14 protein-coding genes are annotated in these 12,679 nt (G+C 71.5%); 9 read left to right on the top strand and 5 right to left on the bottom strand.

Going from position 1 to position 12,679, the window contains the following annotated elements:
- Positions 1–11: 11 nt before the first annotated feature.
- Both ACIBAG_RS06920 and ACIBAG_RS06915 read left to right on the top strand, forming a co-directional pair.
- The gene (locus ACIBAG_RS06920; RefSeq protein WP_399101775.1) at positions 12–506 is read left to right on the top strand and encodes a roadblock/LC7 domain-containing protein; all 495 of its coding nucleotides are present in this window, start codon (positions 12–14) and stop codon (positions 504–506) included.
- 14 nt (positions 507–520) lie between these two features.
- Positions 521–895, top strand: coding sequence for a hypothetical protein (locus tag ACIBAG_RS06915; RefSeq protein ID WP_399101773.1), 375 nt, complete (start codon positions 521–523; stop codon positions 893–895).
- A gap of 20 nt (positions 896–915) precedes the next feature.
- On the opposite strand, the gene ACIBAG_RS06910 is transcribed toward ACIBAG_RS06915, so the two are convergent.
- The 3 genes from ACIBAG_RS06910 to ACIBAG_RS06900 all read right to left on the bottom strand — a co-directional run bounded on the left by ACIBAG_RS06910 (position 916) and on the right by ACIBAG_RS06900 (position 3,975).
- Positions 916–1,500: a hypothetical protein gene (locus ACIBAG_RS06910; RefSeq protein ID WP_399101771.1), complete on the bottom strand. Its 585-nt coding sequence runs from the start codon at positions 1,498–1,500 to the stop codon at positions 916–918.
- 88 nt (positions 1,501–1,588) lie between these two features.
- A complete protein-coding gene (locus ACIBAG_RS06905; protein WP_399101769.1) occupies positions 1,589–2,461 on the bottom strand; it encodes a MurR/RpiR family transcriptional regulator in 873 nt (290 codons plus the stop codon).
- A complete protein-coding gene (locus ACIBAG_RS06900; RefSeq protein WP_399101767.1) occupies positions 2,458–3,975 on the bottom strand; it encodes an aromatic amino acid ammonia-lyase in 1,518 nt (505 codons plus the stop codon). The genes ACIBAG_RS06905 and ACIBAG_RS06900 overlap by 4 nt, the downstream gene beginning before the upstream one ends.
- Before the next feature lie 141 nt (positions 3,976–4,116).
- Between ACIBAG_RS06900 and ACIBAG_RS06895 the strand changes: the two genes are divergently transcribed.
- From ACIBAG_RS06895 to ACIBAG_RS06875, 5 genes are all read left to right on the top strand, one after another.
- Positions 4,117–5,151: an ABC transporter ATP-binding protein gene (locus tag ACIBAG_RS06895; protein WP_399101765.1), complete on the top strand. Its 1,035-nt coding sequence runs from the start codon at positions 4,117–4,119 to the stop codon at positions 5,149–5,151.
- Complete coding sequence (locus tag ACIBAG_RS06890; protein WP_399101763.1) at positions 5,148–5,789, top strand: ABC transporter permease; 642 nt, start codon at positions 5,148–5,150, stop codon at positions 5,787–5,789. Before ACIBAG_RS06895 ends, ACIBAG_RS06890 begins: the two co-directional genes overlap by 4 nt.
- Position 5,790: 1 nt before the next feature.
- Complete coding sequence (locus ACIBAG_RS06885; protein WP_399101760.1) at positions 5,791–6,453, top strand: ABC transporter permease; 663 nt, start codon at positions 5,791–5,793, stop codon at positions 6,451–6,453.
- 22 nt (positions 6,454–6,475) lie between these two features.
- Complete coding sequence (locus ACIBAG_RS06880; protein ID WP_399101758.1) at positions 6,476–7,408, top strand: ABC transporter substrate-binding protein; 933 nt, start codon at positions 6,476–6,478, stop codon at positions 7,406–7,408.
- An 85-nt stretch (positions 7,409–7,493) separates the two neighbouring features.
- Complete coding sequence (locus tag ACIBAG_RS06875; protein WP_399101756.1) at positions 7,494–7,934, top strand: hypothetical protein; 441 nt, start codon at positions 7,494–7,496, stop codon at positions 7,932–7,934.
- Positions 7,935–7,956: 22 nt separating this feature from the next.
- On the opposite strand, the gene ACIBAG_RS06870 is transcribed toward ACIBAG_RS06875, so the two are convergent.
- On the bottom strand, positions 7,957–8,718 hold the full coding sequence (locus tag ACIBAG_RS06870; protein WP_399101754.1) for an SDR family oxidoreductase: 762 nt from the start codon (positions 8,716–8,718) through the stop codon (positions 7,957–7,959).
- A gap of 148 nt (positions 8,719–8,866) precedes the next feature.
- Here ACIBAG_RS06870 and ACIBAG_RS06865 point away from each other — a divergent pair, with 148 nt between their 5' ends.
- On the top strand, positions 8,867–9,694 hold the full coding sequence (locus ACIBAG_RS06865; RefSeq protein ID WP_399101752.1) for a helix-turn-helix transcriptional regulator: 828 nt from the start codon (positions 8,867–8,869) through the stop codon (positions 9,692–9,694).
- A gap of 339 nt (positions 9,695–10,033) precedes the next feature.
- Here ACIBAG_RS06865 and ACIBAG_RS06860 read toward each other — a convergent pair whose 3' ends face one another.
- Positions 10,034–11,422 carry a cystathionine beta-synthase gene (locus ACIBAG_RS06860; protein WP_399101750.1) on the bottom strand — a complete coding sequence of 463 codons (1,389 nt, stop codon included), beginning with the start codon at positions 11,420–11,422 and terminating at the stop codon, positions 10,034–10,036.
- A gap of 166 nt (positions 11,423–11,588) precedes the next feature.
- Between ACIBAG_RS06860 and ACIBAG_RS06855 the strand changes: the two genes are divergently transcribed.
- Complete coding sequence (locus ACIBAG_RS06855; protein ID WP_399101748.1) at positions 11,589–12,614, top strand: SGNH/GDSL hydrolase family protein; 1,026 nt, start codon at positions 11,589–11,591, stop codon at positions 12,612–12,614.
- Positions 12,615–12,679 lie beyond the last annotated feature (65 nt).

The following is a 12,679-nucleotide window of genomic DNA, read 5'->3' as shown; positions in this document are numbered from 1 at the left end:
GGAGACACCCGATGGCGGCCGAGGCCCCGATACTCGACGAGTTCCGCCGGCTCAGAGCCCGTGTGCCCCAGCTGACCGGAGCGCTCGCGGCCGGAGTGGACGGCCTCGTCCTCGCCCACGACACCCCCGGCGTGGAGCCGGACGGGCTCGCCGCGCTCACCGCCGCCGCACTCGGCGTCGCGATCCGGGTGACGGACGCGACCGGTCGGGGCGACTTCCGCGAACTGCTCATGCGCGGGGCGGACGGCTATGTGGCGACGTACGCGGCGGGCCGCACCGCTGTCCTGACCCTGCTCGCCGACGACGGCGTCAACGTCGGCCGGCTGCACCTGGAGGGCCGCCGCGCCGGTGCCCGCATCGGAGAGCTCGTCGACGCCGAGGCGGCGCCTCCCAGGCGGAGCCCTGCCAAGGAGCCCGCCAAGTCCCGCCCCGTCCGCACGAAAACCCCGCGCGCCGCACGCACCGGCACCAATACCACCAATGCGCGTACCGCTACGGAAAGTTGAGAGGAACCACCACCATGGCCAACACCGAGACCGCACTGAAGGAAGCACTCGCCTCGATCGAGGGCGCGACCGGAGTCGCGCTCGTCGACTACACCAGCGGCATGGCGCTCGGCACGCTGGGCGGCAGCAAGAGCTTCGACCTCAATGTCGCCGCCGCCGGCAACACCGACGTCGTCCGCGCCAAGATGCGCACGATGGAGCACCTCGGCCTCAAGGGCGGCATCGAGGACATCCTGATCACACTGACCGACCAGTACCACCTGATCCGGCTGATCACCGGACGCGGGGGCAACGGCCTCTTCCTGTACCTGGTGCTCGACGCCAAGCGGGCCAACCTGGCGATGGCCAGGCACCAGTTGAAGAAGATCGAGGAGGACCTGGAGGTCTGACCCGCCCTGGCGGGTACGGGCTACACCAGCGCCGCGGTGCGGCGGCGGGCCCCTCCCGGGGCCGCGTCGCCCGCGGCGATGCCCGTAGTGCGATAGCCCTTCACCGCCTTGCCCGCGGGACGGCCACCCCGCCCGTCGAGCCAGTCGACCCGCACCCACAGCAGGACGTTCCCGTCCCGCTCCCGCCGCCCGAGCCACGCGGCCTTGAGCCGCAGCCCCGCCCCGCACCCCGCGAGCAGCAGCCCGCCCGCCGCCGGCACGGCGAACGCGCTGCCCAGCGCGGCGAGAAACGCCAGCAGCAACCACCAGCGGTGCCCCCGGCGCCAGTTGCGGACGGCCACAGTGCGGTCCTGGAGCACGTCGTGCTTGCCGGCGCGAACCGCTGCGCCGGCCAACGCCGTATAGCGCCTGCGGCGGCTGTACGACACGAGGGCGGCGACGACGATGAACAGCGCGGCGCCCGCCATGACGCCGATCCTGCGGCCCGTGATGCCCGGCACCAGCACCCCGACACTCCCCGCGAACACCCCGAGCCACCACAGCGGCGCCGCCCCGGCCCGTACGACGACGGCCACCCGAGCCAGTCCCTGACCTCCGCGTGCCACGTTCCGCCTCCTCGTCATCCCTGGCACAGTCCTGTCGGGAGGGCAGGTTAATGAAGGAACGTGAGACTCGTCTTAAGAAAACGCACGCTCATTCGACGAACAGCCCCCGCGTCGCCGCCCGGACATCGAACTCCTCCAGTCGCGCCTGCGCGTCCGGCAGGTCGTCGCACATCGCCTCCAGCAGGACCCGGCCCAGCAGCATCGGCGCACAGGCCGTGTCGAAGGCGAGGCCCGTGCCGACGGCGGCGGGCAGGAGCAGGTCGGAGACCTTGGCGACCGGCGCGAAGGCGGAGTCGGCCACCGTCACCACCGTGAGCCCGGACTCCTTGGCGTACGCCAGGGTGTCGACGACCTCTCGTGGATGCCGGGGAAGGGCGAAGCAGAGCAGGGTCGTGGCCCCGGCCCGTACGGCGGCGTCGATACGGTCGTGGATCATCGTGCCGCCCTCGTGCAGCAGCCGGACGTCCGGGTGGACCTTGGCAGCGAAGTACGCGAAGCCGTACGCCTGGGAGGCGGCCGCCCGCAGACCCAGCACCGGCAGCGGGCGCGAGGCCGCGAGCAGGCGCCCCGCCTTCTGCACCGGGCGCGGGTCGGCCAGCAGCTCGGCCAGGTGCCGCAGGTTCTCGATCTCGGCCTCGACGGCCTGCTGGTACTCGTTGTACGAGCCGGTGTCCGCCGCCGGTTCTACGGGCGCGACCTCGCGCAGGTGCCTGCGCAGCGCGGGGTAGCCGTCGAAGCCGAGGGCGACGGCGAAGCGGGTCACGGACGGCTGGCTGACCCCGGCCAGCTCGGCCAGCTCCACGCTGGACAGGAACGGCACGTCGGCGGCCCGCCGCACCATGCTGTGCGCGATGCGGCGCTGGGTCGGGGTGAGCCGGTGCCCCTCGAAGAGCGTCTGGAGCCGCGCGGCGGGGCTGTCCGTCCCATGCGCCGTCCCGCCCGTGTTCCTGTCCGCGCTCATGTCGCGCTCCCCCTCCAGATCTCCGTGAACCGGTCCAGCAGTGCTGCTGCCGCCGCCACATCATCGGTGAGCGGCCGGTCGGCCAGGTCGTCCTCGAGCACCGACTCGGCCAGCTCCATCGCCCGGCCGACCGGAAGCTCCGGGTCGGGCCTGAGGTCGCGCTGGCGCAACGCCCGTACGGCGGCGACGAGTTCACAGCCCACGACGAGACGGTACGCGCCGCACGCGCGCAGTGTCTGCCGCGCGGCGAGCGAGGCGAAGCTCGCCTGCTCCTCCACGCCCCGGGAGAGTACAGCGTGGCCGAGCGAGGCGGGAGCGGAGAAGGCGCGCAGGTCACCGAGGGCGGCCGCGGCGGCGTACTCCAGGATCATCACGCCGGACGAGGCGGGCTCGTGGTCGGCGAGGAAGGGCTTCAGGCGGGTGTAGGCGGGCTCGTTGAGGGTGGACAGGCGGGACGTCGACAGCCTGGCCACCTGGGTCAGGGCCAGCCTGAAATGGTCCAGGGCTAGGGCGAGTTGGGCCTGGTAGAAGCCGCCGTGGTGGTAGGCGGCCATGTCCTCGGGGGAGATGAGGGGGTTCTCGGCGGCCGCGTTGATCTCGACGGCGAGCACCTCCTCCAGGGCGTCGGCGGCGTCGTGCGCGGGGCCGTGGATCTGGGGCAGGCAGCGGAAGCCGTACGGGTCCTGGATACGGCCCAGCGGCGGGGTGGGCCGGTCCTCGGCGCCGATCAGCTCCCGCATCCGGCGCGCGACTTCGGCGCTGCCCCGGTGCGGCCGGGCGGCGTGCACGGGGGCGGCGTACGCCTCGTGGGAGCCGTCGACGGCGAGCAGCGACAGGGCGGCGACGACCTGGGTGGCGGCGACGAGGCCGCGCAGTTCGTGCAGGGCGAGGGCCGCCTGGCCGAGGGTGAGGGCGTTGCTGCTGATGAACGCGAGGGCGTCGTTGTTGTCGAGCGGCTGCGCCTCGGGGGCGCCGGAGCCGCGCCAGGGATGCTCGCCGGCCAGCGCGAGGCCGGTCTGCGCCAGCGCCGCGAGGTCTCCGGTGCCGACCGAGCCGAACTCGTTCACGACCGGGTGGGCGCCGTTCTCCAGCGCTTCGCACAGCGCCGTGATGACGGAGGGCCTGAGGCCCGCACCTCCCGCGAGGAGCTGGTTGGCGCGCACGGCGAGCATGGCCCGCACCTGCCGGGCGGGCAGTTCCTCGCCGATGGCACCGGCATGGCTGCGCAGCAGGCGCAGGCCGTGCTCGGCGGCGGCCTCGGTGGGCACGTCCTCGTTCCGGTTGGCGCCCACGCCGGTGGAGCGGCCGTAGACGCGCCCGGTCGCGGCGATGAGGCGGGCGGCGTCCCAGGACTCCTCGGCCCGCTTCATCGCGTCGGTCGCGGGCACCGGCCGCGCGGTCCCGTCGGCGAGGCGTACGACGTCCTCGACGCCGAGCCCGATCCCGTCGAGGACGACCAGGCCGGTGTGCCCAGACGACACCACACCCAGCGTGTCCACGATCCGAGACGACATCAAGCCCAAACTCCCCTCAACCCGGACATCCGATCTCGCCCTTCAGTCAGCCGTTACTTCGGATTTACACCAACCCGTTGACAACCTATTCAGCTACCAAGAACTCTGCATGACGTTATACAGCCGGGCAAGGGACATCTCATGATCCAGTTCGACGCGGTCCACAAGCGCTTCCCCAACGGCACGACAGCAGTCCATGATCTCTCCCTGGAGATGCCGGAGGGCGGGGTGACCGTCCTGGTCGGATCCTCCGGTTGCGGCAAGACGACCACCCTGCGGATGATCAACCGGATGGTGGAGCCGACCTCCGGCACCATCCGGGTCGGCGGCAAGGACGTCACCCGCCAGGACGCCGCCGAGCTGCGCCGCTCCATCGGGTACGTCATCCAGCAGGCGGGCCTGTTCCCGCACCGCACGGTGCTCGACAACATCGCCACCGTGCCCCTGCTGCTGGGACACGGCCGGAGGAAGGCCCGCGCCCGCGCGGCGGAACTCCTGGAAACCGTCGGTCTCACCGCCGACGCCGGCAAGCGTTACCCGCACCAGCTCTCCGGCGGCCAGCAGCAACGCGTCGGCGTGGCCCGCGCACTCGCCGCCGACCCGCCCGTGCTGCTGATGGACGAGCCGTTCGGCGCGGTCGACCCCGTGGTGCGCACCCAGCTCCAGGACGAACTCCTGCGCCTTCAGAAGGAGCTGAGCAAGACCATCGTCTTCGTCACCCACGACATCGACGAAGCGGTACGGCTCGGCGACCGGATCGCGATCTTCCGCACCGGTGGCCACCTCGTCCAGTGCGCCTCCCCCGCCGAGCTCCTCGCCCGCCCCGCCGACGACTTCGTGGCCGACTTCCTCGGCGCCGAGCGCGGCCTGAAGCTGCTGTCGCTGAAGACGCTCGCGGACGTCCCGCAGGGCCCCGCTCCGGATGGCGGCGACTGGCGCCTCGTACTCGATGACCGGCGCACGCCCGTGCACTGGAAGTCGCAGGACGCCGAGATCCCCGTACGACCACTGCGGGACGACGACTCCCTGCTCGCCGCGCTCGACGAGTCCATCGCCTCCCCCACCGGTCTGGTCGCCCGCGTCGACGCGGACGGCATCCTCACCGGCGTCTCGTCCCGCGACGACATCCACCAGCACGCGGGCCGGGCCCACCACGAGGCGCGGGTGGCCGCATGACCATCGACTGGTCGTGGCTGGGCGACCACACCGACGACCTCACCACCCTGACGTTCTCCCACCTCCAGGCCGCGCTCACCGCCGTCTTCCTCGGCGTCCTGATCTCGCTCCCCCTCGCGGTGGTCGCCCACCGGATCCGGCCCCTGCGCGGCTTCCTGCTCGGCCTGTCGAACGTCCTGTTCACGATCCCGTCGATCGCGATCTTCGTCCTGCTCCTCCCGGTGTCGGGCCTCACCCGCACCACCACCGTCATCGGCCTGACGATCTACACCCTGGTCGTCCTGCTGCGGAACACCGTCGAGGGCCTCGACTCGGTCCCCGTGAAGGTGAAGGAGGCCGCGAAGGCAATGGGCACACGCCCCCTGCGCACGCTCCTCACCGTCGAGTTCCCGCTCGCGCTCCCCGTGATCATGGCCGGCGTCCGGATCGCGACCGTCATGTCCATCTCCCTGGTCTCGGTCGCGACCTACATCGGCGACGGCGGCCTCGGCCAGCTCTTCACCGACGGCTTCCAGCGCAACTTCCCGACCCCGGTGATCGTCGGAGTGGTCCTCACGCTGCTCCTGGCCGTGGTCGCGGACGCAGCTCTGGTCGCCCTGCAGTACGTACTCACTCCCTGGCGGAGGCGGCGAGCCTGACATGTACGAACTCTTCAAGAACCTCGGCGACTGGCTGGTCAGCGGCGAGCAGTGGTCCGGCCCCGACGGCATCGCCCACCGCCTCGCCGAACACCTCCAGTACTCCCTCCTCGCCACCCTCATCGCGGCCGCGATCGGCCTTCCCCTCGGCCTGCTGATCGGCCACACCGGCAAGGGCGCCTTCCTGGCGATCAACCTCGCGTCGTTCGGCCGCGCCCTGCCGACCGTCGGCCTGGTCGTGCTGGTCTTCCTGGCCGGCGGACTGTCCATGCTCCCGGTCTACGTCGCGCTGGTCGCCCTCGCGGTCCCGGCGATCGTCACCAACACCTACGCCGGGATGACGGCCGTCGACCCGGACGTGAAGGACGCGGCGCGCGGCCAGGGCATGCGCGGCCACCAGGTCCTCCTCCAGGTGGAACTCCCGCTCGCCCTCCCGCTGATCATGACGGGCCTGCGCCTGGCACTGATCCAGGTCGTGGCCACGGCGACGATCGCCGCCTACGTCTCCTTCGGCGGCCTGGGCCGCTACGTCTTCGACGGCCTCGCCCAGCGCGACCTCGTGCAGGTGCTCGGCGGTGCGGTGCTGGTCGCCGTGGTCGCCGTGGTCCTGGACCTGGCCCTGTCCGGCCTCCAGCGCTTCCTCTTCAGCCACCGCACTGCCTAGGGACCTCTCGATGAACCTCCCGATGAACCGACGCGCACTCCTCGGCGGCCTCTTCGCAGCGGCCTCCGTCCCCGCCCTCGCCGCCTGCTCCAGCGGCATCACCTCCCTGGAAGGCCAGGGCAACACCGGCTCCGGCGGCGGCTCGAGCAAGGGCGGCATCACCATCGGCACCGCCAACTTCACTGAGAACCAGGTGCTGGGATACCTCTACGCGGCCGTCCTGAAGGCGGCAGGCGTCGACGTGACCGTCCGCCCCAACCTCGGCACCCGCGAGATCCTCATCCCCGCCCTCAAGGGCGGCGACATCGACCTGCTCCCCGAGTACCAGGGCGCCCTGCTGCACTACGTCGCCCCCAAGGCGACGGCGACGGAGGAGGGCGAGATGCAGAACGCCCTCACCATCGCCCTGCCCAACGGCCTGCAGGTGCTGCCGTACGGCATGGCCGAGGACTCGGACGCCTTCGTCGTCACCCGTGAGACGGCCGAGAAGTACGGCCTCGTCTCCCTCGCCGACCTGAGGAAGCAGAACGGCAAGCTGGTCATCGGCGCGGCGCCCGAGGTGAAGAAGCGGGAGGTGGGGGCGGTCGGTCTCAAGGACGTGTACGGGGTGGAATTCAAGGAGTTCAAGTCCCTTGATTCCTCGGGCCCGCTGGTCAAGGGCGCCCTCAGGAAGGGCGATGTGGACGTGGCGAACCTCTTCACCACCGACACCGACATCCAGGCCAACGACTGGGTGGTCCTGACCGACCCCAAGAACCTCATCCCCGGCCAGCACGTCGTTCCCCTCATCGCCGACCGCAAGGCCGACTCGACCGTCCGCAGGGCCCTGGCCGAACTCGGCAACACCCTCACCACCGCCCAGCTCACCGAGCTGAACCGGCAGGTGGACAAGGACAAGAAGGACCCGGAGGACGTGGCGAACGCGTACGCCGAGGAGCACGGCCTGGTGAAGTGACGGCGCACCCCCTTACCAAACCCCCTTACCAACAGGGGGGCTAACCCCAGTGCGCCCGTCCCCCCGGCTCCCTACCGTGGACCGCATGACCGGAATGGACGCGCGGGACACCGATCTCAAGAAGGAACTCAACGCCACCCTGCAGGCCCGCAGGGAGCTGGGCGACGAGTACGAGTCCGCGCTGGTCGACTCGTTCATGGAGAAGGTCGACCAGCGTATCGACGGGGCTGTCGAACGCCGGCTGCGGCGGCAGCTGGCCGAGCAGCAGATGGTGGTGGCCCGCGGCGGGCGGTCGCCGAAGCCGACGGACTCCTTCGGCGAGCGCTTCGGCTTCGGCATCGTCTCGCTCGTCGTGGCGATCCCGCTGTCGGGCATAGGCGGCGGCGTCGCCGGCCTCTCCGGCCTCCTGGTCACCTGGATCGGGATCGTCGGCGTCAACGTCGTCCAGGCGGCGCGCACCAACCCCGGCCTGTTCCGGGGCTGGCGCCGCAAGACCGCCAGGGACGACGACAAGTGGGAGGACTGAGCCTTTCCGATCGGCTGCGGGCTCAGATCTGCCGGGTCGGCAGCACCATGATCTGGCGCAGGTTGACATGCCGGGGCCGGCTGGTGACGTAGGCGACGACATCGGCGAGTTCCCCGGCCTCCAATGCGCCGAACGCGTCGATCAACCCGCCGACCCGCTCCCGCAGGCCGTCGTCGAGGCCCGAGGCGATCTCGCTCCGCGTCACCCCCGGCTCGATGTTGGTGACCCGCACGTCCCGCGGTCCGAACTCGTCGCGCAGCAGCGCTGAGAGGTGGGTGACCGCGGCCTTCGTGGCCCCGTACACGGCGAAACCAGGGAAGCCGGTGAGGTGTGCGGCGATGGACGAGACATTCACCAGGTCCGCGCTGCGGCCCTGCGCGGCCGCTGCCGTCAGGTCCTCGGCGAAGGCGCCGGTGACCCGCAGGACCCCGGTGACATTGGTGTCGATCATCCGCTGCCACTCGTCGACGCGCGCGTCCTCGATCGGGTTCGCCAGCATGACGCCGGCGTTGTTGACGACCAGGTCGACGGTTCCGTACGCCTCATGGATCCGCTCCACGGCGGCCGCGACGGACGCGTCGTCGGTGACGTCCGCGACCACGGACAGCGCCTGTCCGCCATCGGCACGGATCTTCTCGACGACGGCGTCCAGCCGCTCCGCCCGCCGCGCCAGCAGCGCGACCTTCGCACCCTGCGCGGCCAGCGTCACGGCGACGGCCTCGCCGATCCCGCTCGCGGCCCCGGTGACTACGGCGGTACGGCCGGCCAGGTTCTCGTACGACATTGAGGTGCTCCTCGGGGAAGTCCGCCGGGGCGTCTCCCCGGCCTCGTCCACGACCCTCCGCCGCGCGGGCCACCGTACCCAGGGATGAGCTTTTCCTGGGTCTGCCAGTACCAGGTTCCGCGCCAGGAGCTCCCGTACGATCGACCTCATGGACGGGGACCTCGGAGACTTCCTGCGCTCACGGCGCGCCCGCATCCGGCCCGAGGAGGTGGGGCTGCCGTCGTACGGCCGGCGCCGCGTCCCCGGGCTGCGTCGCGAGGAGGTGGCGCAGCTGGCCGGGGTGAGCGTCGACTACTACATCCGCCTGGAACAGGGCCGCGGGCCGACCGTTTCGGACGCCGTCCTCGACGCCATCGCCCGCGTGCTGGGCATGGACGAGACCGAGCACGCCTATCTGCGCGCCGTGGCCCGGCCACCGAAGAAGGCCGAACGCCGCCGGAGCGCGCCCCGTGTCCGACCGGGTGTCCAGCGGCTGCTCGACGGCATGGAGCGCAGCCCTGCCTTCGTCCTCGGTGCCGCCATGGACACCCTGGCCTGGAACGCCCTCGCCGACGCCGTGCACGGCTTCAGCCTCATGGACTCCGCCCGGCCCAACGCCGTCCGTCAGCTCTTCCTCGAACCCGAGGGCCGCGACCTCTACCCCGACTGGGCCGCGTGCGCCGCCCAGTCCGTCGCCAACCTGCGACTGAGCGCCGGCGCCCACCCCGACGACCCCGGCCTGCGCGACCTCGTCGGCGAACTCTCCCTCAAGAGCGAGGATTTCCGCCGCCTGTGGGCCGACCACCAGGTCAAGGCGTGCATGTACGGCGTGAAGCGCGTCCGGCATCCGATCGCGGGACTGCTGACCCTCCCGTACGAGTCGCTGACCCTCCCGGAGTCACCGGAACAGACACTCGTGGTCTACACACCGGAGCCGGGTTCGGAGACGGCGGAGAGGCTGCGGTTGCTGTCCAGTCGGACGACGGCCAACGCGTAGGCCTGCTGAAAAAGATATGCGCGGGGACCGCCGCACCCCCGTTGCCGGGGGGCGGGACGACGGCGGTCCCCGCGAGGGACGCAAGCCGGGTCAGGGCCGGGCTACGCGTCCGTGGCGTCCATGGAGGTCCGGGAGCCGCTCCGGAGGTCCTTGACGCCGTTCGGCGTCGGCCGGGGCGGGGAGCCGCTCCCGCCCTGCCGACACCCACTAATGTGCCGGACCCGTGTTAAGCGGGTGCTGCGCGGACGTGACGCGCTCGTACCAGTTCCGCGACGGTCCGAGCGGCCCCGGTCACCGCAAGTTCGCCGCGGACACGGGCCGTTCACCGAAGGTTTGCCGCTACTTCCCGCCCTTGGCGAGGAAGGCCAGCAGGTCCTGCCGACTGACCACGCCGGTCGGCTTGCCCTCGACGAGCACGATGGCCGCGTCCGCCGTGCCCAGTACGGACATCAGGTCGCCGACCGGCTCACCGGAGCCGACCTGCGGCAGCGGGGCGGACATGTGCTTCTCCAGCGGGTCGTCGAGCGAGGCCCGCTTGGTGAACAGCGCGTCGAGCAGCTCGCGTTCGACGACGGACCCGACGACCTCCGCCGCCATGACGTCCGGGTGACCGGCGCCCGGCTTCACGATCGGCATCTGCGAGACGCCGTACTCGCGCAGCACCTCGATCGCCTGGCCGACCGTCTCGTCCGGGTGCATGTGGACGAGGGAGGGGATGGCGCCGTGCTCCTTGTCGTTGAGGACGTCGCCGACGCGCGCGCTCGGGCCCTCGTCCTCCAGGAAGCCGTAGTCGGCCATCCACTCGTCGTTGAAGATCTTGGAGAGGTAGCCGCGGCCGCTGTCCGGCAGCAGCACCACCACGACGTCGTCCTCGCCGAGCCGCTCGGCGACCCGCAGCGCGGCCACGACGGCCATGCCGCAGGAGCCGCCGACGAGCAGCCCCTCCTCGCGGGCCAGGCGCCGGGTCATCTGGAAGGAGTCCTTGTCGGACACGGCGACGATCTCGTCGGCGACCGTGCGGTCGTACGCGGTCGGCCAGAAGTCCTCACCGACGCCCTCGACGAGATACGGCCGTCCGGAACCGCCGGAGTACACCGAGCCCTCCGGGTCGGCGCCGATGACCTGCACCTTGCCGTCGCTGACGTCCTTCAGATAGCGGCCGGTACCGGAGATGGTCCCGCCGGTGCCCACGCCCGCCACGAAGTGGGTGATCTTCCCGTCCGTCTGCTCCCACAGCTCGGGGCCGGTGGAGTGGTAGTGGGAGAGCGGGTTGTTCGGGTTGGAGTACTGGTCGGGCTTCCAGGCGCCGGGCGTCTCGCGCACCAGCCGGTCGGAGACGTTGTAGTAGGAGTCCGGGTGCTCGGGATCGACGGCGGTGGGGCACACGACCACCTCCGCCCCGTACGCCCGCAGCACGTTGATCTTGTCCGTGCTCACCTTGTCGGGGCACACGAAGATGCACTTGTACCCCTTCTGCTGAGCCACGATGGCGAGTCCGACCCCGGTGTTGCCGCTGGTCGGCTCGACGATGGTGCCGCCGGGCTTGAGCGCGCCGCTCTCCTCCGCCGCCTCGATCATGCGCAACGCGATGCGGTCCTTCACGGAGCCGCCCGGGTTGAAGTACTCGACCTTGGCCAGGACGGTCGCCCGGATGCCCTTGGTCACGTTGTTGAGCCTCACCAACGGGGTGTTGCCGACGAGGCTGATCATCGAGTCGTGAAAATGCACCGTTGTCTCCGGATGCTGCAAAAAGGGTGGTCGTAGTGGTTCCGCCAGCCTAGGCCCTGTCGCCTGCACGGGGCCGGTCAAGGTCGTTCACTCGCCGTTGGGATTGGGCCACGGTCCGTGCGGGGCAAGCAGTGGATGTACGGCTACGAGGAGGTGGCGGCGAGGCATGACGAGCATGTCGAGGGCGCGGGTGGCCCGGCGGATCGCGGCCGGCGCCGCGTACGGCGGAGGCGGGATCGGCCTGGTCGGCGCGGCGGCCGTCGGTCTGCTGCTCGCCGAGGTGCGGCTGGCCAGGCGCCACGTGGGCAACGGCACGGACAACCATGTCCCGAACGCCGACGGCCGGTACGGCCACACCTACGACACCTCCGGCGAACCGCCGCTGCGCCTGACGCTGCTGGGCGACTCGACGGCCGCGGGCCAGGGCGTGCACCGGGCGGGGCAGACGCCGGGGGCGCTGCTGGCGTCGGGGCTGGCGGCGGTGGCGGAACGGCCGGTCGTGCTGCGCAACGCCGCCCTGCCGGGTGCCCGCTCGGACGACCTGGACCGCCAGGTGGCCCTGGTGCTCGCCGATCCCGCACTGGTGCCCGACGTCTGCGTGATCATGATCGGCGCGAACGACGTCACCAACCGCATGCCGCCGACGCGTTCGGTACGGCACCTGTCCGCGGCGGTACGGCGGCTGCGCACGGCCGGCGCGGAGGTCGTGGTCGGCACCTGCCCCGACCTCGGCACGATCGAACCGGTCCAGCAGCCGCTGCGCTGGCTGGCCCGGCGCGCCTCCCGCCAACTGGCGGCCGCCCAGACGATCGGCGTCGTCGAACAGGGCGGCCGCACCGTGTCGCTGGGTGATCTGCTGGGCCCGGAGTTCGCGGCGAACCCGCGCGAGCTCTTCGGCCCCGACAACTACCACCCCTCGGCGGAGGGCTACGCCACGGCGGCGATGGCCGTCCTGCCGACGGTCTGCGCAACCCTCGGCCTGTGGCCGGCGGAGGAGGAACGCCCCGACGTCACCCGCCGCGAGGGCTTCCTGCCGGTCGCCCGAGCCGCCGCGGAGGCCGCCTCGGAGGCGGGCACGGAGGTGACGGCAGCGATGCCGACGGGACCGAAGGGGCCCTGGGCACTGCTGAAGCGCCGACGCCGGCGCCGCGTACCGGAGCCGGACCGGGCGCCGGTGACGCCCTCGCAGTGAAGGACTCCAAGACGAGGAAAGCAAGCGCTTAGAAAATTGCGGTCAGAGTCACACCCCCACACCCG

It is taken from the genome of Streptomyces sp. NPDC051243 (assembly GCF_044455405.1).
Lineage (GTDB): Bacteria > Actinomycetota > Actinomycetes > Streptomycetales > Streptomycetaceae > Streptomyces.
This window is presented reverse-complemented; position numbering and strand designations above follow the sequence as displayed.

What these genes read in the sequence shown, in the direction of transcription:
- ACIBAG_RS06885 (WP_399101760.1), top strand. Translation starts at nt 5,791, where the DNA reads ATGTACGAACTCTTCAAGAACCTCGGCGACTGGCTGGTCAGCGGCGAG.
- ACIBAG_RS06875 (WP_399101756.1), top strand. Translation starts at nt 7,494, where the DNA reads ATGACCGGAATGGACGCGCGGGACACCGATCTCAAGAAGGAACTCAAC.
- ACIBAG_RS06895 (WP_399101765.1), top strand. Translation starts at nt 4,117, where the DNA reads ATGATCCAGTTCGACGCGGTCCACAAGCGCTTCCCCAACGGCACGACA.
- ACIBAG_RS06890 (WP_399101763.1), top strand. Translation starts at nt 5,148, where the DNA reads ATGACCATCGACTGGTCGTGGCTGGGCGACCACACCGACGACCTCACC.
- ACIBAG_RS06915 (WP_399101773.1), top strand. Translation starts at nt 521, where the DNA reads ATGGCCAACACCGAGACCGCACTGAAGGAAGCACTCGCCTCGATCGAG.
- ACIBAG_RS06865 (WP_399101752.1), top strand. Translation starts at nt 8,867, where the DNA reads ATGGACGGGGACCTCGGAGACTTCCTGCGCTCACGGCGCGCCCGCATC.
- ACIBAG_RS06855 (WP_399101748.1), top strand. Translation starts at nt 11,589, where the DNA reads ATGACGAGCATGTCGAGGGCGCGGGTGGCCCGGCGGATCGCGGCCGGC.
- ACIBAG_RS06905 (WP_399101769.1), bottom strand. Translation starts at nt 2,461, where the DNA reads ATGAGCGCGGACAGGAACACGGGCGGGACGGCGCATGGGACGGACAGC.
- ACIBAG_RS06870 (WP_399101754.1), bottom strand. Translation starts at nt 8,718, where the DNA reads ATGTCGTACGAGAACCTGGCCGGCCGTACCGCCGTAGTCACCGGGGCC.
- ACIBAG_RS06900 (WP_399101767.1), bottom strand. Translation starts at nt 3,975, where the DNA reads ATGTCGTCTCGGATCGTGGACACGCTGGGTGTGGTGTCGTCTGGGCAC.
- ACIBAG_RS06920 (WP_399101775.1), top strand. Translation starts at nt 12, where the DNA reads ATGGCGGCCGAGGCCCCGATACTCGACGAGTTCCGCCGGCTCAGAGCC.
- ACIBAG_RS06880 (WP_399101758.1), top strand. Translation starts at nt 6,476, where the DNA reads ATGAACCGACGCGCACTCCTCGGCGGCCTCTTCGCAGCGGCCTCCGTC.